23 protein-coding genes and 2 tRNA genes are annotated in these 22,082 nt (G+C 71.8%); 17 read left to right on the top strand and 8 right to left on the bottom strand.

The window, feature by feature from the left end; translation table 11 throughout:
• The first annotated feature begins 160 nt into the window (after nucleotides 1-160).
• Nucleotides 161-829 (top strand): hypothetical protein, encoded by a 669-nt coding sequence (locus tag CFI00_RS20310; RefSeq protein ID WP_207082777.1) that lies wholly within the window; start codon nucleotides 161-163, stop codon nucleotides 827-829.
• A 110-nt stretch (nucleotides 830-939) separates the two neighbouring features.
• Here the strand turns inward: CFI00_RS20310 and CFI00_RS20305 are convergent.
• Together CFI00_RS20305 and CFI00_RS20300 are read right to left on the bottom strand one after the other, a co-directional pair.
• A tRNA-Arg gene (locus CFI00_RS20305) sits at nucleotides 940-1,015 on the bottom strand.
• Nucleotides 1,016-1,094: 79 nt separating this feature from the next.
• Entirely contained in the window at nucleotides 1,095-2,612 is a 1,518-nt protein-coding gene (locus CFI00_RS20300; protein WP_242532528.1) for a SulP family inorganic anion transporter, read from the bottom strand.
• Between the two features lie 61 nt (nucleotides 2,613-2,673).
• Here CFI00_RS20300 and CFI00_RS20295 point away from each other — a divergent pair, with 61 nt between their 5' ends.
• The 3 genes from CFI00_RS20295 to CFI00_RS20285 all read left to right on the top strand — a co-directional run bounded on the left by CFI00_RS20295 (nucleotide 2,674) and on the right by CFI00_RS20285 (nucleotide 4,623).
• A complete protein-coding gene (locus tag CFI00_RS20295; protein WP_207082776.1) occupies nucleotides 2,674-3,081 on the top strand; it encodes a MerR family transcriptional regulator in 408 nt (135 codons plus the stop codon).
• Nucleotides 3,082-3,172: 91 nt separating this feature from the next.
• Nucleotides 3,173-4,435, top strand: a complete 1,263-nt coding sequence (locus CFI00_RS20290) for an LCP family protein (RefSeq protein WP_207082775.1) — start codon at nucleotides 3,173-3,175, stop codon at nucleotides 4,433-4,435.
• A complete protein-coding gene (locus CFI00_RS20285) occupies nucleotides 4,432-4,623 on the top strand; it encodes a hypothetical protein (protein ID WP_242532527.1) in 192 nt (63 codons plus the stop codon). Before CFI00_RS20290 ends, CFI00_RS20285 begins: the two co-directional genes overlap by 4 nt.
• A 70-nt stretch (nucleotides 4,624-4,693) precedes the next feature.
• Here CFI00_RS20285 and CFI00_RS20280 read toward each other — a convergent pair whose 3' ends face one another.
• The 3 genes from CFI00_RS20280 to CFI00_RS20270 are packed head-to-tail and all read right to left on the bottom strand — an operon-like array spanning nucleotide 4,694 to nucleotide 6,086.
• Nucleotides 4,694-5,044 carry an MscL family protein gene (locus tag CFI00_RS20280; RefSeq protein WP_207082774.1) on the bottom strand — a complete coding sequence of 117 codons (351 nt, stop codon included), beginning with the start codon at nucleotides 5,042-5,044 and terminating at the stop codon, nucleotides 4,694-4,696.
• A gap of 48 nt (nucleotides 5,045-5,092) precedes the next feature.
• The gene (locus CFI00_RS20275; RefSeq protein WP_207082773.1) at nucleotides 5,093-5,725 is read right to left on the bottom strand and encodes an SAF domain-containing protein; all 633 of its coding nucleotides are present in this window, start codon (nucleotides 5,723-5,725) and stop codon (nucleotides 5,093-5,095) included.
• Between the two features lie 52 nt (nucleotides 5,726-5,777).
• The gene (locus tag CFI00_RS20270; RefSeq protein WP_207082772.1) at nucleotides 5,778-6,086 is read right to left on the bottom strand and encodes an FmdB family zinc ribbon protein; all 309 of its coding nucleotides are present in this window, start codon (nucleotides 6,084-6,086) and stop codon (nucleotides 5,778-5,780) included.
• Nucleotides 6,087-6,205: 119 nt separating this feature from the next.
• Between CFI00_RS20270 and CFI00_RS20265 the strand changes: the two genes are divergently transcribed.
• Nucleotides 6,206-8,860, top strand: coding sequence for a penicillin acylase family protein (locus CFI00_RS20265; protein WP_207082771.1), 2,655 nt, complete (start codon nucleotides 6,206-6,208; stop codon nucleotides 8,858-8,860).
• Between the two features lie 74 nt (nucleotides 8,861-8,934).
• On the opposite strand, the gene CFI00_RS20260 is transcribed toward CFI00_RS20265, so the two are convergent.
• Complete coding sequence (locus CFI00_RS20260) at nucleotides 8,935-9,552, bottom strand: 5-formyltetrahydrofolate cyclo-ligase (RefSeq protein ID WP_242532526.1); 618 nt, start codon at nucleotides 9,550-9,552, stop codon at nucleotides 8,935-8,937.
• 22 nt (nucleotides 9,553-9,574) lie between these two features.
• Here CFI00_RS20260 and CFI00_RS20255 point away from each other — a divergent pair, with 22 nt between their 5' ends.
• The 9 genes from CFI00_RS20255 to CFI00_RS20215 all read left to right on the top strand — a co-directional run bounded on the left by CFI00_RS20255 (nucleotide 9,575) and on the right by CFI00_RS20215 (nucleotide 16,798).
• A complete protein-coding gene (locus CFI00_RS20255) occupies nucleotides 9,575-10,978 on the top strand; it encodes a UTP--glucose-1-phosphate uridylyltransferase (RefSeq protein WP_207082770.1) in 1,404 nt (467 codons plus the stop codon).
• The gene (glp, locus tag CFI00_RS20250; protein ID WP_207082769.1) at nucleotides 10,971-12,200 is read left to right on the top strand and encodes a gephyrin-like molybdotransferase Glp; all 1,230 of its coding nucleotides are present in this window, start codon (nucleotides 10,971-10,973) and stop codon (nucleotides 12,198-12,200) included. Before CFI00_RS20255 ends, glp begins: the two co-directional genes overlap by 8 nt.
• A complete protein-coding gene (moaC, locus tag CFI00_RS20245; protein WP_207082768.1) occupies nucleotides 12,200-12,682 on the top strand; it encodes a cyclic pyranopterin monophosphate synthase MoaC in 483 nt (160 codons plus the stop codon). Before glp ends, moaC begins: the two co-directional genes overlap by 1 nt.
• Nucleotides 12,679-13,155, top strand: a complete 477-nt coding sequence (locus CFI00_RS20240) for a MogA/MoaB family molybdenum cofactor biosynthesis protein (RefSeq protein WP_207082767.1) — start codon at nucleotides 12,679-12,681, stop codon at nucleotides 13,153-13,155. The genes moaC and CFI00_RS20240 overlap by 4 nt, the downstream gene beginning before the upstream one ends.
• A 44-nt stretch (nucleotides 13,156-13,199) precedes the next feature.
• Nucleotides 13,200-13,760, top strand: a complete 561-nt coding sequence (locus CFI00_RS20235; RefSeq protein WP_347401886.1) for a GNAT family protein — start codon at nucleotides 13,200-13,202, stop codon at nucleotides 13,758-13,760.
• Between the two features lie 60 nt (nucleotides 13,761-13,820).
• Nucleotides 13,821-14,711: a hypothetical protein gene (locus CFI00_RS20230; protein WP_207082766.1), complete on the top strand. Its 891-nt coding sequence runs from the start codon at nucleotides 13,821-13,823 to the stop codon at nucleotides 14,709-14,711.
• Nucleotides 14,712-14,792: 81 nt separating this feature from the next.
• Nucleotides 14,793-14,868, top strand: a tRNA-Ala gene (locus CFI00_RS20225).
• A gap of 273 nt (nucleotides 14,869-15,141) precedes the next feature.
• Nucleotides 15,142-15,885 carry a GAF and ANTAR domain-containing protein gene (locus CFI00_RS20220; RefSeq protein ID WP_207082765.1) on the top strand — a complete coding sequence of 248 codons (744 nt, stop codon included), beginning with the start codon at nucleotides 15,142-15,144 and terminating at the stop codon, nucleotides 15,883-15,885.
• Between the two features lie 301 nt (nucleotides 15,886-16,186).
• Nucleotides 16,187-16,798, top strand: coding sequence for a hypothetical protein (locus CFI00_RS20215; protein WP_207082764.1), 612 nt, complete (start codon nucleotides 16,187-16,189; stop codon nucleotides 16,796-16,798).
• 42 nt (nucleotides 16,799-16,840) lie between these two features.
• On the opposite strand, the gene CFI00_RS20210 is transcribed toward CFI00_RS20215, so the two are convergent.
• Both CFI00_RS20210 and CFI00_RS20205 read right to left on the bottom strand, forming a co-directional pair.
• Nucleotides 16,841-17,077, bottom strand: coding sequence for a hypothetical protein (locus CFI00_RS20210; protein WP_207082763.1), 237 nt, complete (start codon nucleotides 17,075-17,077; stop codon nucleotides 16,841-16,843).
• 167 nt (nucleotides 17,078-17,244) lie between these two features.
• A complete protein-coding gene (locus tag CFI00_RS20205; RefSeq protein ID WP_207082762.1) occupies nucleotides 17,245-18,825 on the bottom strand; it encodes a phospholipid carrier-dependent glycosyltransferase in 1,581 nt (526 codons plus the stop codon).
• 88 nt (nucleotides 18,826-18,913) lie between these two features.
• On the opposite strand from CFI00_RS20205, the gene rsmI reads away from it, so the two are divergent.
• From rsmI to CFI00_RS23920, 3 genes are all read left to right on the top strand, one after another.
• Complete coding sequence (rsmI, locus tag CFI00_RS20200; RefSeq protein ID WP_242532525.1) at nucleotides 18,914-19,744, top strand: 16S rRNA (cytidine(1402)-2'-O)-methyltransferase; 831 nt, start codon at nucleotides 18,914-18,916, stop codon at nucleotides 19,742-19,744.
• The gene (locus CFI00_RS20195) at nucleotides 19,731-20,645 is read left to right on the top strand and encodes a TatD family hydrolase (RefSeq protein ID WP_207082760.1); all 915 of its coding nucleotides are present in this window, start codon (nucleotides 19,731-19,733) and stop codon (nucleotides 20,643-20,645) included. Before rsmI ends, CFI00_RS20195 begins: the two co-directional genes overlap by 14 nt.
• Nucleotides 20,646-20,924: 279 nt before the next feature.
• Nucleotides 20,925-22,076, top strand: coding sequence for a resuscitation-promoting factor (locus tag CFI00_RS23920; RefSeq protein ID WP_277988324.1), 1,152 nt, complete (start codon nucleotides 20,925-20,927; stop codon nucleotides 22,074-22,076).
• The last annotated feature ends 6 nt before the right edge of the window (nucleotides 22,077-22,082 follow it).

Below are 22,082 nucleotides of genomic sequence, written 5' to 3'. Positions count from 1 at the left end.
TTCGCCTCAACCAGTGCTGGAGGGGCTACTGAACAGGGTGGGACCCATGCGGCGCCCATGGACGAGCGACCAGCTGTGCGAGATCATCGCGCAGCGAGCCGACGCCGTCGTCGCCTCACGGGGCGGAAGGGCAACTGATGGGTCTGAAGAGAGCGGCTGCGTGGGGCTCGATCGCGGCGCTGCTGGCGGGCTCTCTCGGCGCGCCGCCTGCCGCGATACCCGGAGCGACCCGGACGCCGACACGGTCGAAGTGCTGGAAGGGGATGTGTCGGCGGCGCCAGCCCACCGCGAAGCAGACATCCACCGCGTGGTCGTTCGGCACACGAATCGCGTGCTGATGATCCGGACGTGGGTTCGAGAGCTCACGCTACCGAGTCACGACAGCTCGGTTGCCGTAGGTGGGTACATCAAGGTGGACCGGTCATCTCGACCCGGGAAGGGTGCAGGCTGGTACTGGAACGCCAGCCCACTGCAACGGAGGGATGGTTCACCGACCGTGGCAGGCAAGGTCCACGTCTACGAAGCCGTCCACGGACGCATAGGCGGCTGCTCCTCAAATGAGGACGAGCGGGCGAAAGTGCGCTTCGACTACGCCCGCGACCGTGTCACCGTCATCCTTCCGAGAGACTGTCTGAGCAGCGCAAGCATGGATGCCCGGCCCCGGTGGGTGCGGGTTTCGGTCTTCACCAGGCACAGCCTCGTGCCGTACGTCCTCGACGGTGCGTACGACCCGTCCCGGCCCGACTACTACGACAGCGCATGGGGCCCACACAGCGGGCACATGGACATGGAAAGCGCGCACTTCACCCCTCGACTCCACCCAGGCTGAGGCCGGTGGCGACGTCGTCGCTCCATGCGACCCTGCGTCCAGGCGCGTAGCGGCGCGCGACGTTGTCTTCCCTGCGCCGCCGCGTCGAGGGTGGGACCAAGGCGGTGTGGTGGTGCCCCAGGCGCGAGTCGAACGCGCGACCTTTCGCTTAGGAGGCGGCTGCTCTATCCACTGAGCTACTGGGGCGTTGCCACGGTTCCCGGAGGTTCCGCAGCGGGCAGCATCCTGCCACGACGGAGTACGACGTCGCTCACCCGAGGGCGGGTCAGTGCGACGGCAGCGACCCGCTGAGCCGCTCGTGGCGCTCGGCGCTCGCGGGGTTGAGCCCGATGATCTCCACGGTCTTGCCCTTGCGCGCGTACTTGGTGGTGATGGCGTCGAGCGAGGCGACGGTCGAGGCGTCCCAGACGTGGGAGTCGGTGAGGTCGATGACCACGGCGTCGGGGTCCTCGGCGTAGTCGAACTGGGTGTAGAGGTCGTTGCTCGAGGCGAAGAACAGCTGGCCGGTGACCCGGTAGACCGCCGTCGGCACGCCGTCGCGGTCCTCGACGACCTCGCGCTGCACCTCGGTGAGGTGGGCGACGCGACGGGCGAAGAGCGTCATCGCGACGAGCACACCGACCACGACGCCGATGGCGAGGTTGTGCGTGGCGACGGTGACCGCGACGGTCGCGACCATGACGGTGGTCTCCGACTTCGGCATCCGGCGCAGGGTGGCCGGCTGGATCGAGTGCCAGTCGAAGGTGCCGACCGACACCAGGATCATCACCGCCACCAGCGCGGCCATCGGGATGATGGCGACGACGTCGCCGAGGCCGACGACGAGGATCAGCAGGAAGACGCCCGCCAGGAACGTCGAGATCCGGGTGCGGGCGCGGGAGACGTTCACGTTGATGAGGGTCTGGCCGATCATCGCGCAGCCGCCCATGCCGCCGAAGAAGCCGGTGATGACGTTGGCGGCGCCCTGGCCCCACGACTCCCGGGTCTTGCTGGAGCGCGTGTCGGTGATGTCGTCGACGAGCTTGGCGGTCAGCAGCGACTCGAGCAGGCCGACGACCGCCATGGCCATCGCGTAGGGAGCGATGATCTTGAGCGTCTCGAGCGTCCACGGGACGTCGGGGAAGAACAGCTCCGGCAGGCTGTCGGGCAGCTCACCCTCGTCGCCGACGTCGGGCACCGAGAGCGAGGCCAGCACGGTGAAGCCGGTGAGGGCGACGATCGCGACGAGGGGCGCGGGCACGACGGTCGTGACGCGCGGCAGCGCGACCATGATCGCCAGGCCCACGGCGATCATCGGGTAGACCAGCCACGGCACGTCGACCAGGTAGGGGACCTGCGCCAGGAAGATGAGGATCGCGAGGGCGTTGACGAACCCGACCATCACCGAGCGGGGGATGAAGCGCATCAGCCTGCCGAATCCGCCGAGGCCGAGAGCGATCTGGATCAGGCCGCCGAGCAGCACCGTGGCGACGAGGTAGTCGTAGCCGTGGTCACGCATCACCGGGGCGATGACCAGCGCGATCGCGCCGGTCGCGGCCGAGATCATCGCCGGCCGTCCGCCGAGGAAGGCGATGGAGACAGCCATGGTGAAGGAGGCGAACAGGCCGATGCGGGGGTCGACGCCGGCGATGATCGAGAACGAGATCGCCTCGGGGATCAGCGCGAGCGCGACGACGAGGCCGGCCAGCACCTCGGTGCGCAGCATCGTCGGCGAGCGCAGGGCCGCGCGCACGCTGGGTTCGACGGTGGCGGGAGGGGCCATAGGCTCGGTGGCAGCAGACACGAGGGGAAAACCTACCCTTACGTGAGGGTAGGGTTCGAATCTCGAGCGACAGGAGACCGCGATGGCCCAGGGGGCAGGCGAGACGACGGACGTCGTCATGCACATCGGCGAGGTCGCGGCCCGCACCGAGCTGTCGCTGCGCAGCCTGCGCCACTGGGAGGAGGTCGGCCTGCTCCAGCCGTCGGGTCGCACCGACGGCGGCTTCCGCCTCTACACCGAGTCCGACGTCGACAAGATCCTCGTCATCCGGCGCATGAAGCCGCTCGGCTTCAGCCTCGACGAGATGAAGGCCGTGATGTCCGACCTGGAGGTCCTCGGCGACCCGGAGGCCGACGAGAGCGACCGGGCTGCGGCGCAGCAGCGGATCGCCGACGTGCGCACGGACGCCACCGAGCGTCGTGCGCGCCTGGTCCGCCAGCTCGAGATGGCCGACGAGTTCATCGGCCTGCTCGGTGCGCGCCACGGCTGACGCCGCTCGCTCGCGGGAGCGGGAAATCTTGCCGGGGTGAAGTAGGTTCAGACCCGGTCAGTCCATCTTCTCGAACCACAAGGGGAGCCCCGTGTCGGATGAGTCACGTCCGGAGGCTCCTGTCGGCGCGCCCAAGCGCAAGGGCAAGGTCGCGCGCAAGCACACCGTCGGACGAGTGATCCTCGTCAGTGCCCTGGTCCTGGCGCTCATCACCGGGCTCGGCACGATCTACTTCGTTCGACACCTCAACGGCAACATCGAGGGCGTCTCACTGGACGCGCTCGGTGGGGATCGCCCCGAGAAGGTCTACCGGGGCAACGGCGAGCCGCTCAACATCCTGGTGATGGGCGACGACACCCGCGAGGGCGCCGGCAACGCCATCGACGGTGAGGGCGGCGGCGGCTCCGACACGACCATCCTCGTGCACCTGTCTGCCGACCGCGAGCGCGCCTACGCCGTCTCCATCCCGCGCGACTCCATCGTCGACCGCCCCGAGTGCAACGACGGCGAGTCCGCTGCGGCGACCGAGGTGATGTGGAACGCCGCCTATGGCATCGGCGGTCCGGTGTGCACCGTCGACCAGCTCGAGACCGAGACCGACGTCTTCGTCGACCACTTCGTGGTCGTCGACTTCAACGGGTTCGGCGACATGGTCGACGCCGTCGGCGGAGTGCCGGTCTGTGTGCCCGAGGACCTCGTTGACCGCAAGCACGGGATCTTCGTCCCGGCGGGCGACCCGTCGGTGCTGACCGGGGACGAGGCGCTCGACTACGTCCGGGCCCGTTCGGTCGGCGAGCTGGCTCAACGCAACGACATCTCCCGCATCAGGCGCCAGCAGACCTTCATCGCCGCACTGGTGCGCAAGGTGAAGTCGGCCGGCACCCTCACGCGTCTCGACAAGGTCGTCGGATTCCTCGACGCTGCCACCAAGTCGCTGACGACCGACACCGAGCTCGACTCGGTGACCCGGATCGGCAAGATCGCCATGCAGCTGCAGAGCATCGGCCTCGACAAGGTGCAGTTCGTGACGCTGCCGACGGAGTACTACCCCACGGACTCCGAATTCAGTGGGCGGGTCTTCTGGACCGAGCAGGCCACCGAGATCTGGGAGCTCATCAACGAGGACAAGGAGATCCCGGCGCGCCTGCTGTCCGGGAACGCTGTCACCGCTGAGCCGCCCAGCACGTCCTCGGAGACGCCAGCCGGCACCGCGGCGCCCACGGAGAGCGGGACCGAGACGCCTTCCGCCACGCCGACCTACACCCCGACGGAGACGGCGTCGCCCAGCGAGACCGCGACCCCTTCGGCCCCGGCGACCACGGAGCCGGAGCCCGTCCCGGGAGTCTGCGCGTGAGGGATTCCGACGGCACCGACCGCCCCGCTCCCGAGCAGGAGCCGGACTGGCAGCGTCGCCGCCGCCTGGCTGCGGTCTTCGGCGACGGCGTACCCGAACAGACCAGCGACGACCGCGACGCCCGCGAGGACACTGCAGGCAAGGGTGACGACTGGTACCGCAGCCAGGTGCCGCCGCACCACGGCTGAGCATCCGACCACGACGAACGGCCCGCCCCCATTGGGGACGGGCCGTTCGGCCGTACGCGGGTGGTGCGGGTCAGACGTTGCCGCCGCGGGCCTTGAGCAGGTCGCGGATCTCCTCGAGCACCGCGACGTCGGCGGGGGTGCCGGGCTCCTCGCTCGGGAAGAAGCGCTCCTTCGCCCTGGTGTAGGGCACCACCACGAAGAAGTAGACGACCGCTGCGAGGATCAGGAAGGCGATGACGGCGTTCAGGAACGCACCGAAGGAGCCGACCTCGCCGCTGAAGATGTCATCGGACACCGGCAGCAGGCCGGTGAGCCACTCGGTGAACGTGGTCGTCACCGCTGCGAACGACAGGGCCATGATGAGACCGACGGCGATCTCGATCAGGTTGCCCTTGAGGATGAAAGCCTTGAAACCACTCATGTGTGTCTCCCTCGTAGATGGCCCCGAGAGGCCGGGACGCGGGTCACGCTAGCGGGTCCAGGAGACCGTCACGAAATGCGACAGCGCCGCGCTGCTGATGTCGATCGCCTCGGTCGCGGACGTGCCGACCACCACGAGCGCGCCGCCTGCGCCGCCCGCAGGTCCGTCGGGCACGCCGCGGGGCGTGGCGAGGACGGTCACCTCCCGCGCCACGATGCTCGAGGCGCCGGTGCCGGGGTCCGTGGCCACCAGGTCGACCTCGTCACCCGGCTGGAGCAGGGTCGCCATCCCCGCGTCGGGCAACCGCACCGGCAGGATCGTCTGCCCCGGCTCGGCCAGCGCGAGCCCCGGCCCGACGACGCGGGCGTCCGTGAGCACCTCACCCCGGCCGAGCGGCGCGGCCAGCACGCGGCCCAGCGCGCTCGTCGCGGCGTCGGGCGGCGCGAGGTCCTGCGGCCAGTCGTGCGCGACGAGGTCACCGTCGTCGAGCCGGGTGCCCGAGGGCAGGTCGCGCGCGGCCACCAGCACCTCGAGGGTGTCGGGCTCGGGCGGCGCGAGCGCGCGCAGCACGCCGAGGACCGCGACGGCGGTCAGCGCGGCGGCGAGCAGCCGGCGGCGACGCCTCAGCTGATGGCGTACCGCGCGCAGCCGACGCCTGGTCGGCGGGAGTCCCGGGAGCATCCCCCGACGCTAGGCCGGAGCGGGCGGTGCCCGCTCGGCCTCTCCACAGGGGTCAGTCCGAGGACGACGAGCTGGAGGACGACGACGAGGTGGACGAGGTCGACGACGAGCTGCTCGAGGTGGACGAGGAGTCCGAGGCCGACGACGAGGAGGTCGTCGACGCCGGCGTCGACGACGCGGAGGTGCTGCGGCTGTCGGTGCGGTAGAACCCGGAGCCCTTGAAGACCACGCCGACGGCGTTGAAGAGCTTGCGCAGCTTGCCGTCGCACTCGGGGCAGACGGTCAGCGCGTCCTCGCTGAAGCTCTGGAACTGCTCGAAGGAGTGCCCGCACTCGGTGCAGGCGTACTGATAGGTGGGCATGTGGCAATCCTCTAGGGAATCTGGCCTCGTGGAGCTGGAACGGCGATCGGTCGGGGCCGCGCGACGCGCTGGCACTCTGACTCTTCGACTGCCAATGGTACGGCACAATGGGCAGCGCGATGAGCGACCCGTCACCCACCCCTGCGCCCCAGTCCGCCAACCAGTCCGCCGACCAGTCCGCCGACCGGCCCCGGTCCCACCGGTGGCAGGCGTTCCGGCGCGCGCCGCGGGCGGTCCGCTGGACGGCCTGGACCGCGGTCGGCCTGGTCCTGGTGCTGCTCGTGCTGGCCGCGGCGGTCGTCGGGGTCGTACGCCGTCCGCTGCCGCAGACCGAGGGCGAGCTCGAGGTCCCCGGGCTGTCGGCGTCGGTCGAGGTCGTGCGCGACGCGCACGGCATCGCGCAGGTCTATGCCGACACCGACGACGACCTGATGCGCGCGCAGGGCTTCGTCCACGCGCAGGAGCGCTTCTTCGAGATGGACTTCCGCCGCCACGTCACGGCCGGCCGGCTCTCGGAGATCTTCGGCGAGGACAGCCTCGAGACCGACCGCTTCATCCGCACCATGGGCTGGCGCCGGGTCGCGGAGCAGGAGTGGCCGTTGCTGGAACCCGCGACGCGCGCCGCGCTGACGGCGTACGCCGAGGGGGTGAACGCCTACATCGAGGACCGCTCGCCCTCCGAGCTCGCGGCGGAGTACAGCATCCTGGGCCTGACCGGCCTCGACTACACGCCCGAGGAGTGGCAGCCGGTCGACTCGCTGGCCTGGCTCAAGGCGATGGCGTGGGACCTGCGCGGCAACATGGAGGCCGAGGTCGACCGGGTGCTGCTGTCCCTCGACCACAGCGAGGCGGAGGTCGCCCAGCTGTGGCCGGCCTACGACGCCGAGGCGCACCCGCCGATCGTCTCCGGAGGCGGTGTCGTCGACGGCGTCTTCGAGCAGAACGCCACCGCCAACGCGACCCGCAACCCCCGCCGCCCGGCGTACCCCCGTGGTGTGGTCGAGGCACTCGAGCGCGTGCAGGACCGGGTGGCCGCGATGCCCGAGCTGGTCGGCAAGGGTCGCGGCATCGGCAGCAACTCGTGGGTCGTCGACGGCGAGCACAGCGCCACCGGCCAGCCACTGCTCGCCAACGACCCGCACCTGGGCATCAGCCAGCCCGGCATCTGGATGCAGATGGGCCTGCACTGCCGCGAGGCCTCGCCCGACTGCACCCTCGACACCTCGGGCTTCACCTTCTCCGGCGTGCCCGGCGTGATCATCGGTCACAACGCCGACATCGCGTGGGGCTTCACCAACCTCGGGCCCGACGTCACCGACCTGTTCCTCGAGCAGACCGAGGGCGACGACCTCTACGTCCGCGACGGCGCCACCGAGCCGCTGCGGGTGCGCACCGAGACCATCGAGGTCCGCGGCGCCGACGACGTCGAGCTGCGGGTGCGCGAGACCGTCCACGGCCCGCTCATCAGCGACGTGTCCACGGAGTTCGCCACCGTCGGCGCCAACGCCCCGACCGACGAGCCGGGCGAGCGCGGCAGCGGGTACGCCGTCGCGCTCGCGTGGACCGCGCTCGACCCCGCACCCACCGCCGACGCGATCCTCGCGCTCAACCGTGCGTCGGACTGGGACGAGTTCCGCGCGGCGGCCGCCGACTTCGCGGTGCCCGCGCAGAACCTCGTCTACGCCGACCGCGAGGGCCACATCGGCTACCAGGCGCCCGGCCGGATCCCGATCCGTCGCGGCGGCAACGACGGCACGATGCCGGTCGAGGGGTGGATCAGCGCCAACGACTGGACCGGCGACTACATCCCCTTCGACGGCCTGCCGAGCGTGCTGGACCCCGAGGAGGGCTTCATCGTCACCGCCAACCAGGCGGTCGTCGACGAGGACTACCCCTACCTGCTGACCCGCGACTGGGACTACGGCTACCGCTCGACCCGCATCCGCGAGGTGCTCGAGGACGAGGGCGAGCTGTCGGTGGAGGAGATGGTGGACCTCCAGCTCGACACGGCCAACCCGATGGCCGAGACGCTGGTGCCCTACCTGCTCGACATCCAGGACCTGCCGAACCCCTACTACCGCAACGCCCAGCGGCTGCTGCGCGACTGGGACGGCTCGTCGCCGGCCGACAGCGCGCCGGCGGCGTACTTCAACGTCGTGTGGGCCAACCTGCTCGAGCTCACCTTCCACGACGAGCTGCGCGTGCGGACCTGGCCCGACGGCGGCGACCGGTGGTTCACCGTGGTCGGCCGGATGCTGACCGAGCCCGCCGGACCGTGGTGGGACGACGCCGGCACCGATGACGAGGTGGAGACGCGCGACGACATCCTCCGCGCCGCGATGATCGCTGCCCGCGACGAGATGACGCGGCGCCAGGCGCGCGACCCGCGGCTGTGGACGTGGGGCCGGCTGCACCGCATGAACCTGCGCCACGCGACCCTCGGCGAGTCCGGCATCGCGCCGGTCGAGCGCCTCTTCAACCGCGACGGCTGGCAGGTCGGCGGCGGCTCCTCGATCGTCGACGCCACGTCGTGGAACGCCGCCGAGGGCTACGAGGTGACCGCCGCGCCGTCGATGCGCATGGTGGTCTCGCTCGCGGACTTCGACGACTCGCGCTGGATCAACCTCACCGGCGTCTCCGGACACCCGGCGTCGTCGCACTACACCGACCAGACCGAGCTCTACGTCGACGGCGAGACCCTGCCCTGGGCCTACAGCCGCGAGGCCGTAGACGAGGCGGCCGAGGACCGGTTGGTGCTGACGCCGGCGGGCTGACCGCTTGAGGGATCCCCGGCTACCCGGGGAATCTCGAGGTTCCGGTGCGAAGTTTCGGGGGTGAGGCTCCAGTTTCACCGGGTGGCCGGGGATCCCGAACCCAGGACCACGACCCCCGCCCCCGTCAGCGCGAACCCCACCGCCACGTCGTGGGGGTCGGTCGGGACGGAGAGCCCGACCTCGTCGTCGTGGAGCACGACGGCCACCGGCGTCCCGGCGGGCACCCGCGCCAGCGCCCGGTCGTACGACCCGCCGCCGCGCCCGAGCCGGTCGCCGGCGGGGGAGACGGCCAGGCCGGGCACGAGGACGACGTCGGCGGTGCGGACCGCATCGACGCCGAGCCGCGGTCCCGAGGGCTCGAGGAGCCCGCGCGTCGCCGCGGCGAGCGACCCCGGTCCGGCGTACGCCGCCCAGTCGAGGTCGTTGTCGGGCAGGAGCACCGGGACGATCACCCGCTTGCCGGCGCCCACGAGCGCGTCGAGCAGGAGGCCGGTGCCGGGCTCGCTGCCGACCGAGACGTACGCCGCCACCGTGGCCGCCGAACGCACCGCGTCCCAGCCCAGCGCGACCTGCGCGAGGGCGGCCGCGTGCTCCGCGCCGGCGTCGAGCGGGCGGCGTCGCCGGGCCGCCAGCACCTGGTCGCGCAGCGCGCCCTTGGCGATCGTCGCGTCGCCCCAGTCGTGCCCGTCCACGTGAGCAGCCTACGATCGAAGCATGGCAAGCAAGGGCAACGGCCGCGGCCTCGACCTGGCGCGCGAGAAGATGCGCAACGCAGGCGTCGACGAGGTCGCGATCGACACGTTCGCGCACTACTACCGTCTCCTCGAGCACGGCGAGACCGGCATGATCGCCGAGGACTCGATCGAGCCGCTCGACATGGAGGCGCTCGACGACGTCGAGGTCGCCGACGACGTGGCTGCGGAGGCGATCCGCAAGACGGCCGTCATCAAGCTCAACGGCGGGCTCGGCACGTCGATGGGCATGGACCGCGCCAAGTCGCTGCTGTGCGTGAGGCGCGGCCTGAGCTTCCTCGACATCATCGCCCGCCAGGTGCTGCACCTGCGCCAGCAGTACGACGCGACGCTGCCGCTGATGTTCATGAACTCCTTCCGCACCTCGGACGACACGATGGCCGCGCTCGCTCGCTACGACGGGCTCCCGGTCGAAGGCCTGCCCCTGGAGTTCCTGCAGAACAAGGAGCCCAAGCTCCTCGAGGCCGACCTGATGCCGGCCGCCTATCCCAAGGCGCCCGACCTCGAGTGGTGCCCGCCGGGCCACGGCGACATCTACACCGCGCTGCGCGGCACCGGCCTGCTCGCGCAGCTGCTCGACGCCGGCTACCGCTACGCCTTCGTCTCCAACTCCGACAACCTCGGTGCGGTGCCGGACGCGCGCGTCGCCGGCTGGTTCGCCGAGAGCGGCGCGCCGTTCGCGATCGAAGCGGTGCGGCGTACGCCCTCGGACCGCAAGGGCGGCCACTTCGCCCGCCGCAAGGAGGACGGTCGCATCGTGCTGCGCGAGTCGGCGCAGACGCTGGACGCCGACAAGGAGGCGCTGGCCGACCTTGGGCGCCACCGCTTCTCCTCCACCAACAACCTGTGGTTCGACCTCCGGGCGATGACCGAGGCGCTCGACGCGCGCGGCGGGATCCTGGGCCTGCCGCTGATCCGCAACGTGAAGAACCTCGACCCGGCCGACCCCACCACCCCGAAGGTGATCCAGGTCGAGACGGCGATGGGTGCCGCGATCGAGGTCTTCGAGGGGGCCCGCACCATCGAGGTGGGACGCGACCGCTTCGTGCCGGTGAAGACGACCGACGACCTGCTGGTGCTGCGCTCGGACGTCTACGAACTCGGCAAGGACTTCGTGCTGGCCCAGGGAGGAGACGAGGTGCCCTACGTCGCGCTCGACGGCGACTTCTACAAGCTCGTCGGCGACTTCGACAAGCGGTTCCCCGAGGGAGCCCCGTCGTTGCGCGAGGCCGACTCGTTCACCGTCGAGGGCGACTGGACCTTCGGCCGCGGCGTGAAGGTCGTGGGCGAGGTGGCGCTCAACGCGACGTCGGCCAAGCGTGTCGAGGGCGGCACCGTCCTCGACGAGCAGGAGCAGCATGGCTGACCTGCTGCCCGTGGCGGACTACGTCGAGCGCATCCTCGCCACGGTCTCCCCGCTGCAGGCGTTCCCGCAGCCGCTGATGGAGGCGCTCGGCCTCGCGCTGGCCGAGGACGTCGTCGCCCCGATCTCGCTGCCGAGCTTCGACAACTCCGCGATGGACGGCTACGCCGTGGTCGCAGACGACGTCGCCGGCGCGAGCGAGGACGCCCCCGTCACGCTGCCCGTCGTCGGCGAGATCGGCGCCGGGCAGTCCTCGATCCTCGCGATGTCGCCGGGCACCGCGGTCAAGATCATGACCGGCGCCCCGGTCCCGGCCGGCGCGACCACGGTCGTGCCCTACGAGTGGACCGACCGCGGCGTCGCGAGCGTCCGCATCAGCCAGGCCGCCCGGCCCGGCCAGCACATCCGTCCCACCGGCGACGACATCTCCGAGGGCGACATGCTGCTCGAGGAGGGCACGGTCCTCGGCCCGCGCCACCTCGGCATGCTCGCTGCCGTCGGTCGCGCCACCGTGCGCACCCGCCCGCGCCCGCGGGTCGTGGTGATCTCCACCGGCTCCGAGCTGCGCGACCCCGGCACGCCGCTGGGACACGACTCGATCTACGACGGCAACTCCTACCTCCTCGCCGCCGCCGCCCGCGCGGCCGGCGCGATCGCCTACCGCGTCGGCATCGTCCCCGACGAGTCGCACGCCTTCACCGAGGCGCTCAGCGACCAGCTGGTGCGCGCCGACATCGTGGTGACCAGCGGTGGTGTCAGCGAGGGTGACTTCGACGTCGTCAAGGAGTCGCTGTCCCAGCACGGCACGATGTGGTTCGGCGGTGTCGGCATGCAGCCCGGCAAGCCGCAGGGCTTCGGCACGATCGGCGAGGACGACACCCCGGTCTTCACCCTGCCGGGCAACCCGGTCTCGTCCTACGTCTCCTTCGAGATGTTCGTGCTGCCCGCGATCCGGCGGATGATGGGAAAGCTGCCCTACGTCCGACCGACCGCCCGCGCGCGCCTGACGCACGGCCTGTCCTCCCCGGACGGCAAGGTGCAGCTGGTCCGCGGCCTCTACGAGACCGACCGCGGCGGCAGCTTCGTCTCCCCGGTCGGAGGCCACGGCTCGCACCTGCTCGGCGACCTCGCCACCGCCAACTGCCTCATCGAGGTCCCGGCCGACGTCACGTCGGTCACGGCCGGCGAGATGGTGGCCATCCGCAAGCTCGACGAGGAGTTCTGATGGCAGCCCCCGGCAACGACCGGCTCACCCACGTCGACGAGACGGGTGCCGCGCGGATGGTCGACGTGGGCGACAAGCCCGTCACGGCGCGTACGGCGTCCGCGACCGGCCGTGTCCTGGTCAGCGCGACGGTCGTCGACCTGCTCCGCGGCGAGGGCGTGCCGAAGGGCGACGCGCTCGCTGTGGCCCGCATCGCCGGGATCATGGGTGCGAAGAAGGCGCCCGAGCTGATCCCGCTGTGCCACCCGCTGGCGATCTCCGGGGTCACCGTCGACCTGGCGGTCGGCGACGACTCGGTGGACATCACCGCGACCGTCCGCACCACCGACCGCACCGGCGTCGAGATGGAGGCGCTGACGGCCGTGTCGGTCGCGGCCCTCACCGTCGTCGACATGGTGAAGGCGGTCGACAAGGCCGCGGTCATCACCGACATCCGCGTCGAGACCAAGTCCGGCGGCCGGTCCGGGGACTGGTCGCGATGAGCCTGCGCGCGGGCGTCGTCGTGGCGTCGAACCGGGCAGCGGCCGGCGTCTACGCCGACGAGACCGGGCCCCTGATCGCCGACTGGCTGCGCGCGCAGGGCTTCGACTGCGCCGACCCCGCCGTGGTCCCCGACGGCGAGCCGGTGCGTGAGGCGATCTCCGCCGCCGTCGCGGCCGGCGCCCGCGTCGTGCTCACCACCGGCGGCACCGGGCTGACGCCCACCGACCGCACCCCGGAGGCGACCGCGCCGCTGCTCGAGCGCGAGGTTCCCGGCATCGCCGAGGCGATCCGCGCCGCCGGCGTCGCGAAAGGAGTGCCGACCGCGATGCTCTCGCGCGGCCTTGCCGGGATCGTCGGCGACTGCCTGGTCATCAACCTGCCCGGGTCGCGCGGGGGAGTGAAGGACGGCCTCGGCGTCCTCGAGCCCGTCCTGCGCCACGCGGTCGAGCAAGTAGTCGGGAGCGACCACTGACCACCTCACCAGGCTGGCCCGCCCGGCTCGAGTCCGCGGGGGTCGTGGTCCGCTCGCTGCGTCGCTCGGACGCCGACGAGTGGCAGGCCGTGCGCGCCCGCAACCACGACTGGTTGCGCCCGTGGGACGCGACGGTCCCGCCCGGAGCGGCGCCGCGCCCGTCGTCGTACAAGCTCGTCACCCGCTCGCTGCTGCGCCAGGCCAAGGACGGGCTGTGCCTGCCCTTCGTCGTGGAGGTGGACGGCCGCTTCGTCGGGCAGGTCACCGTGAGCAACGTGGCGCGCGGGTCGGCCCAGTGGGGCTCGATCGGCTACTGGGTCGCTGCCGACGTCGCCGGTCGCGGCGTCGCGCCCCGCGCGGTGGCGATGGTGATCGACCACTGCCTCGGCCCGGTGGGCCTGCACCGCCTCGAGATCTGCGTGCGTCCGGAGAACACCAACTCGCTGCGGGTGGTCGAGAAGCTCGGCCTCGAGCAGGTCGGCTACGCGCCCCGCTTCCTCCACATCGACGGCGCCTGGCGCGACCACCGGATCTTCGCGATCACCGCGGAGGAGACGCCGGAGGGCGTCGTGGCGCGGCTTTCGGCACACCAGTCACATCAGTAGTTCTGCGACACACCACTTGACATCCGCCCCGCTCGGGTCCCGCGCTCCTACGCTCGGGCCGTGGACCTGAGCGCTCTTATCTTCGTCGCCCTTGCCGTGGCGTGGGCCGTCTACCTGATCCCCAAGGCCCTCAAGCACCACGACGAGGTCGTGCGCAGCAGGTCGGTCGAGAAGTTCTCCCACACGATGCGCGTCCTCGCGCGCCGCGAGCCGGTCGACCGACGCAACGCACGCCTCGTGGTCTCACCGATCCGGGCCGCCCTGCGTCCCCCCGTCGAGACCAAGGCCCGGGTGTCGTCACCCACGGTTCCGCCCCCGGGCGCACCTCCGGCAGCCTCCACCGCCCGGCGTACGCCGCCGCAGGCCGAGCGCGCCTCCGCGCGTCGCGCCGCTCGCCGTCGCCGCAACGTCCTGGCGCTCCTCGTGCTCGCCAACGCCGTCGTCATCGGCCTCGGTGCCACGTCGGTCATCACGTGGTGGTGGGTCGCCGCCCCGGTCACCCTGCTCCTCGCCTGGCTGGTAGCCTGCCGCGTCTCGGTGCGCGCCGAGCGCCGCCAGCGCACCCCCCGCTCGGCCATCGAGATCGGCCTGCCGCCGCAGGTCGACGACGACGACCTCGACCTCACCGGCGAGATGCCGATGACGCCACCGCTGCCCCGCACGCCCGCCGCCCCCTCGCGCGTCGACGAGACCCCGGCCCACGAGGTCCCCGCCGTGGTCACCGAGCCCGCGTCGGTCCTCGGCGGGTGGGACATGGTGCCCACCACGCTCCCGACCTACGTCGGCAAGCCGGCCGCCCAGCGGCGTACGGTCTCCACGATCGACCTCGACTCCACCGGCGTGTGGTCGAGCGGCCACTCCGACTCCGACTCGGCCATCGCGCGCTCCGCAGAGGAGTCAGCCCGGACCGCGCGCGAGGCCGACGAGGCCCGCCGCGCCAGCGGCGCCTGAGCCCGGATCCGCGGCACGCGCGGGGCGATTCGGTCGGCCCCGCAGCGCTCGTGTATCTTTGCGACGCGCCGTGAGGCGCATGGGGCTGTGGCGCAGTTGGTAGCGCGTCTCGTTCGCAATGAGAAGGTCAGGGGTTCGAATCCCCTCAGCTCCACCACCAACAGAACGCCCCTCACCTGCCACAACAGGTGAGGGGCGTTCTTCGTTCTCCGGGCCGAGCGGCGAGGGTGCGCACGTGCCCACGCATCCGGCGCGAACGGGTGCGCTGACTGCTCGCCGATGGCCACGTCGTCATCAAGACGCCCCAAGTGCCCAGAGGCTTCGCTCCGACGCCGGAGGATCCGCCGCGGGCGCTGAGGACGTCCACTACAGTCCTCGCCAACCGGGCCTAGACCTGTGCCCGGGATCATCCACTGCATCTGGAGGTCGGATGCAAGGCCCCCACGCGAGCCATCTCATCCACGAGTTCGCTCAGCTCTCCCGCACCCTGGCCGAAGCACCCGATGAGGACACCCGGTTGCAGATAGCCGTCAGCAGCGCTGTGTCCCTCATGGACGGCTGCGACCACGCCGGGTTCACCGTCAATCTCCGGAGCGGGCTCATCACCCGGGCCGCCAGCCCCGGGAACGTGGTCTCCCGAGCCAACGAGCTGCAGCAGGAGCTGGGCGAAGGTCCCTGCCTCGACGCGCTGCGGGATGAGGAGACCATCATCAGCCGCGACCTCTCGGTCGAGCCTCGCTGGCCACGCTGGGCGTCGCTCGTGCACCGCGAGCTCGGCGTGGGATCGATGATGTCCCTGCTCGTCTACACCGAGAAGCAGCGCTCGTTCGGAGCCCTGAGCCTCTACGCGGAGCAGGGGCACCGGTTCGAGGCCGACGACTGGGCCATCGGGCAGGCGCTGGCCGGGCACATCTCGGTCATCCTCACCGCCGAGCGTGAGATCGACCAGCTCGGCATCGCCGTGCACACCCGCACCAGCATCGGCCAGGCCCAGGGCATCTTGATGGAGCGGCTGCAGCTCAATGCCGACCAGGCCTTCGACTTCCTGCGACGCGTGTCCTCCATCCGCAACCGCAAGCTCGCGGACGTCGCCGAGGAGATCGCACGGACACGCGAGGTCCCCGACCTCCAGCAGCAGCCCGACGAGCACCCGCCTGAGCCACCGGACCGGTGACGGCACGCGGTGACCCGCGGCGGACACCGGACACGGTCTAGACCGCCGGAAACTTTTCTCCGCGGATGCGTAACACCCGGGGTTGTCCCAACGCTGTACATCGTGAAGCGGCCGCGTTCCGCGGGGCCGCCCGTCGCAACCCGTGCTCCGAGCTCCCGCTGGTGCACGGTTCCCCCCAGGAAGCGACGGGTGGCCCCAAACGCACCTGCAGCGGCGCGACCCTCCCCCCGTGGGCCGCGCCGCTGCTCTGCTTCCCGGGCCTGTCGCCCAGCGGCAGCAGCCACGGCGCTACGGTCGGGGCGTGAGCGAGCTCCAGCGCATCTTCACGGTGAGCGTGCAGGCGGCGACGACGGACGTCGAGCGGCTGCGCGCCCGGCTGGGCTCGTCGGTCCGCGTCCTCACTGCGCCGACCGCGGAGGCCAGGCGCATCGTCGAGGCGCTGGGGCGTGAGCCGGTCCCGGAGGTGCTGCTGGCGCCGGTGCGCTTTCCCGACGTCGACCGCGGTCACCGCCTCGACGAGCTCGTACGCCGCCACGCCGTGGAGGACCGCTACCGCGACCTCGTGGTCGTGGCGGACCCCGCGACGCTCACCCTGCTGCTGCGCGTCCTGGCCCCCGACCAGCTCCCCGAGGCCGGTCCGGTGACCGAGGTCGGGCTGCCGCGCGCGCCGCGCCCCGTGCCGCTCGGGAAGGCCGCTGCCGGAGGAGTCGGGCTCGCCGTCGTGGCCGGCGTGCTGTCGCCGGTCCTCGCGCCGTGGGTGCTGCCGGCGCTCGTCGCGCTCGCCGGGCTGGTGCTCCTCGTCGTGCCGGGCCGGCGCCACGCCGGCCAGGCGCTGCTGATCGCGACGGCCGTGTCCGTCGTGGTCACGCTGATGGCCATCGCGGGCTCCGCGCGGTTCCCCGGCGCCTGGTGACGGCAGGGCTCACCGGCGCGTACGCCGTGGTGCCGGGCGGGCTCAGCCCTTGCGCGGGCCGAACAACAGCCCGCGGCGCACCTTCTGCTCCTGGCGCGGTTGCGGCACGACCGGCATCGGCCACCACTCGACGCTGGGGTAGCCGGCGCGGTTGAAGCCCTCGCGGTAGACGAACGTGTCGCCGCAGGAGCACACCCAGCGCTCACCGACCGCGTGCCCGCCGTCGTTGGAGGGAGCACCCTGTGTCTGGAGACAGATGTGGATCACGGTGGAATCCATCGAGCACCCTCCCTGCCGTCGGCCCGAACCGATCGGGTGTGTGTGCCCATCGTCCTCCGCGGCTGCGGCGAACGCCATGGGAGCCCGCAGAACTTCGAGCCATCTTGAGCGAACCTCGGTGGTTCCTGCGGAGTAGGCCGGTGGGCGGTCCTGGCGCGCGGGGGGTGTCAGATCCAGCGCTGGAACCAGATCCGGGCGTCCCACTCGGACTTGGTCAGCAGGGCGTCGGTCCAGATCGGCCAGAACCACGCGAAGGCGACCAACGCCAGGACGGTGTAGCTCCCGGCCACGACCACCCCGAACGTCCGCCGTGGGGTCGGCACGTCCGAGGTCCCGATCAGGTGCCCCATCGCCAGCGCCAGTGACAGCACGAGGAAGGGCAGGCACGTGATGGCGTAGAAGAAGAAGATCGGACGGTCGTCGTAGAGGAACCACGGCAGCCAGGTGCTCGCCAGGCCGACGACGGCGACGCCGTGGCGCCAGTCGCGGGCCCCGACCCACAGCAGGAGCGAGGCGACCATCGCCAGGCACCCGCCCCACCAGATGACCGGGTTGCCGATCAGCAGCACCTGCCGGATGCACGACGAGTCGGACGGCGCCTCGCACCCCTGCGTGCCGGGCTGGATGTCGGTCTGCGCGTCGACCCCCACCGGCCGGCCCATCACCAGCCACGTCGAGGGCTGGGAGGCGTAGACGTGGGTGGAGTCGTTCAGGAAGTGGCTGTGGAAGGTGTAGACGTCCTGGTGGTAGCTCCACAGCGACCGCAGGGACTGACGCACCTCGCCCAGGCCCGCGGCGTCCGGCTCGCCCGCGGTCGGCCACTGCTCCCCGCCGCCGTACGAGGTGTACTGCGTGTTGCTGAACGCCTGCTCATAGGCCTCCGCGTTCATGAGCCAGCCCGTCCAGGAAGCGACGTACGTCGCCAGCGCGACGCCGACCAGCGCCGCGAAGGCCGGCAGTCCGTCGAGCAGCACCGAGCGCAGCAGGGGTCGTCGCTGGCCGAAGGCGCGGCGTGCTCCGGCGCTCCAGAGCCAGGCCAGCAGCCCGAAGGCGGCCAGCGTGTAGGCGGCCGACCACTTCGTGCCGCACGCGAGGCCGAAGGCGACGCCGCCGAGCAGCAGCCACGGACGCCACAGGCCCAGCGCCCACGAGTGCCGTCCCGAGGCCAGGCGCTCGCGCAACCACTGTCGGTCGGCCACCACGCAGTGCACGCCGCACAGCAGGAAGAAGGCGAGGAAGATGTCGAGCAGCGCCAGGCGGGAGAGCACGAGCTGGAGCCCGTCGATCGACAGCAGCAGGCCGGCGACGAGGCCGAGCACCGTCGAGCCGGTCACGCGCCGCACGAACCGGCACATCACCAGCACCATCAGCGCGCCGACCAGCGCCGAGGCGAAGCGCCAGCCCGACGGCTCCATCCCGAAGAGCTCGATCCCGCCCGCGATCAGCCACTTGCCGACCTCGGGGTGGACGATCATCGACGGACCGTCCTGCCACAGCCCGGTGACGTCGCCGTTGAGGATCGTCTTGTCCGCGTCCTCGACGTAGCCGCGCACGTAGCCGTGGTTGAGCAGCGACCACGCGTCCTTGGCGTAGTAGGTCTCGTCGAAGGAGAAGGCATGGGGAGTGCCGAGGTGCCAGCGCCGCAGGAAGAAGGCCAGGCCCGCGAGGCAGACCGCCCCGACCCAGCCGAGGAGCGGGTCCTCGGAGCGCCAGCGCGGACGGTTCCGCTCGGCGGCGCTCAGGGTCACGCCGGAACTCTAACCAGAGGTGCGGAGATGAGCGGGCGACCGCGTGCTGCTCGACCGGCGATGGCGAGCACCTGCGATGATCGGGCGCATGTCTGGCGTCCTGGTCCTCGCGGGCACTCCGATCGGCCAGGCGGGTGACGCGCCCCCGCGGCTGGCGGCCGAGCTCGCCGGCGCCGACGTCGTCGCCGCGGAGGACACGCGGCGCCTCAAGCGTCTGTGCGCCGACCTCGACATCACGCTGTCGGGTCGGGTCGTGTCCTACTTCGAGGGCAACGAGCAGGCCCGCACCCCCGTCCTGCTGGAGGCCCTGCTCGCCGGCGAGCGCGTGGTGCTGGTGACCGACGCCGGCATGCCGAGCGTCTCCGACCCGGGCTACCGGCTGGTGGCCGCGGCGGTCGAGCACGACGTACGCGTCACCGCTGTTCCCGGCCCCAGCGCGGTGCTCACCGCGCTGGCCGTCAGCGGCCTGCCGGTCGACCGCTTCTGCTTCGAGGGCTTCCTGCCGCGCAGGGCCGGCGAGCGTGGCCGACGCCTCGCGGCGCTGGCCGCCGAGGAGCGCACGATGGTCTTCTTCGAGGCACCGCACCGCACCGAGGCCGCGCTCGTCGCGATGGCCGAGGCGCTCGGCGACGACCGGCCCGCCGCGGTGTGCCGCGAGCTCACCAAGACCTACGAGGAAGTGCGCCGCGGCCCGCTCGCCGAGCTCGCCGCCTGGGCCGCCGACGGCATCCGCGGCGAGGTCACCATCGTGGTCGAGGGCTCCAGCGGCGCCCCCGCCGTGGGCACCGACCCCGGCTCGCTGCGTACGGCCGTGGCCGAGCTCGAGACGAGCGGCTCCACGCGCAAGGAGGCGATCGCCGAGGTGGCCAAGCGCGCCGGGCTGCCGAAGCGGGAGGTGTACGACGTTGTCCACCGCTGACCACGGACCGACCCGCAGCCGCGCCGCCACGGAGGAGACGTCCGGCGCACGGCGCGACCGCGAGCGCCCGCCCGCACCCGAGCCGCTGCCGCACCCGGTCGTCGACAACCACTGCCACCTCGACATCGCCGACGGCGACTGGATCTCCACCGAGCAGGCCATCGCCGCGGCCGCGGCCGTCGGGGTGCCGCGGATCGTGCAGATCGGGTGCGACCTGCCGGGTGCGCGCTGGGCGGTGGCAGCGGCCGCCGAGCACGACGCGCTCGTTGCCGGCGTCGCGCTGCACCCCAACGAGGCGCCGCGCCTGGCCGTAGCCGGCGAGCTCGACGCCGCGATCGAGGAGATCGAGCGGCTCGCCACCGCGCACGACAAGGTCCGCGCGATCGGCGAGACCGGGCTCGACCGGTTCCGCCACGCGCAGAGCGGATCGGGCGAGGCGGGGTGGGCCGCCCAGGAGGAGAGCTTCCGGCGTCACGTCGACCTGGCCAAGCGCCTCGACAAGACGCTCGTCATCCACGACCGCGAGGCGCACGACGACGTGCTGCGCGTCCTCGACGAGGAGGGCGCCCCCGAGCGCTGGGTGATGCACTGCTTCTCCGGCGACGACGCCTTCGCGCGGCGCTGCCTCGACCGCGGCGCACACCTCAGCTTCGCCGGGACGGTCACCTTCAAGAACGCCGCCCCGCTGCGCAACGCGCTCGCGGTGACCCCGCGCGACCGGGTGCTCGTGGAGACCGACGCGCCCTACCTGACGCCCACGCCGCACCGCGGCCGGCCCAACGCGTCCTACCTCGTGCCGCTCACCGTGCGGACGATGGCCGACGTCCTCGGTGCCGACCTCGAGGAGCTCTGCCGGGCCATCGACGCCAACACCGAGACCGCCTTCGGGGGCCCCTGGTAGGTCGCGCCGAGCGCCCTGCCGGACGGTCCGTGGTGACCGGAGTCTCGTGCGAATTTCGGCGTTCGAGTTTGCGTCCGGGCCGCTCGTCGTTATCGTCTTGTGATTGTTGGCCGGGATCGGGAGTGATTTCGGCGGCACGCGAAGGACCGGGTCGGGCCGGTCCTGCGAGACCCCCGCTCGCACGTCGTACGGCTCCACAGCCCCACCGTGGTCGCCGTGCAGCCGCAGGTGGGGGAGTGCTGCCACCCGAGGCCCGGGGAGTACGACGTTCGGAGAATCGTGCGCTCTCGTCTCGCGCAGCTCAGCAGGTCCAGGCTCAACTCACGCGCAGTGCTGGCGACCCTCGTGGCGGTCGTCGTGGCAGCCGTCGCAGGCTCCACGGTCGGCTACGCCGCCCTCAGCAAGGACGTGACCCTCACCCTCGACGGGGAGACCCGTCAGGTCAGCGCCATCGGCGACACCGTCGCCGACGTGCTCGCGGCCGAGGGCATCGAGGTCACCGACAAGGACCTGGTCGCCCCCGGCGCCGACGAGCCGGTCTCCGACGGGACGGCCATCGCCGTCCAGTTCGGCCGCCCGCTCGAGCTCGCCGTCGACGGCGAGACCTACACCTACTGGGTGAACTCCACCGACGTCGCGAGCGCGCTCGGCGAGATCGGCCGCCGCTTCGACGGCGCCGACCTGTCCGCCAGCCGCAGCTCCTCGATCGGTCGCAGCGGCCTCACGCTCGAGGTCGTCACGCCCAAGGTCGTGCACCTCAAGCTCGGCGCCAAGGACCTGCGCAAGCGCACGGTCACCGCGCTGACCGTCGCCGACGTGCTGGAGTCCATGGACTTCAAGGTCGACCGGCACGACAAGGTGACGCCCCCGCTGCGCACCGAGATCAACGACGGCGACAAGGTCGTCGTCACCGACATCCGCATCGCGACCCGGAAGGTCGAGCGCGAGGTCGTCGACGCCCCCGTCGTGGAGCGCGAGGACTCCTCCATGCTCGAGGGCGAGGAGGAGGTCGTGCAGGCCGGCCGTGACGGCGTGCGCGCGGTGACCTACCGGCTGCGCTACGTCGACGGGAAGCTCGTCGCGCGCAAGGTCGTCAGGGCTGACGTGCGCCGCAAGGTCGTGCCCCGGATCGTCGCGGTCGGCACCAAGGAGAAGCCCGAGGAGCCCACCAGCAACTTCGCCGACGGCGGCACGGTGTGGGACTCCCTCGCCCAGTGCGAGTCCGGCGGCAACTGGGCCATCAACACCGGCAACGGCTACTACGGCGGCCTGCAGTTCAGCCTCAGCACCTGGCGCGCCTACGGCGGCCCGGGCTATCCGCACCAGCAGTCACGCGAGACGCAGATCGCCATCGCCGAGAAGCTCCGCGCCGCGACCGGCGGCTACGGCTCCTGGCCCGGCTGCGCCGCGAAGCTCGGCCTGCCCCGCTGACCATCG

Origin of the sequence: Nocardioides sp. S5, assembly GCF_017310035.1 — a bacterium.
Taxonomy (GTDB): domain Bacteria; phylum Actinomycetota; class Actinomycetes; order Propionibacteriales; family Nocardioidaceae; genus Nocardioides.
Note: the sequence above shows the minus strand (reverse complement) of the source record. Positions and strands in the feature narration are given on the sequence as shown.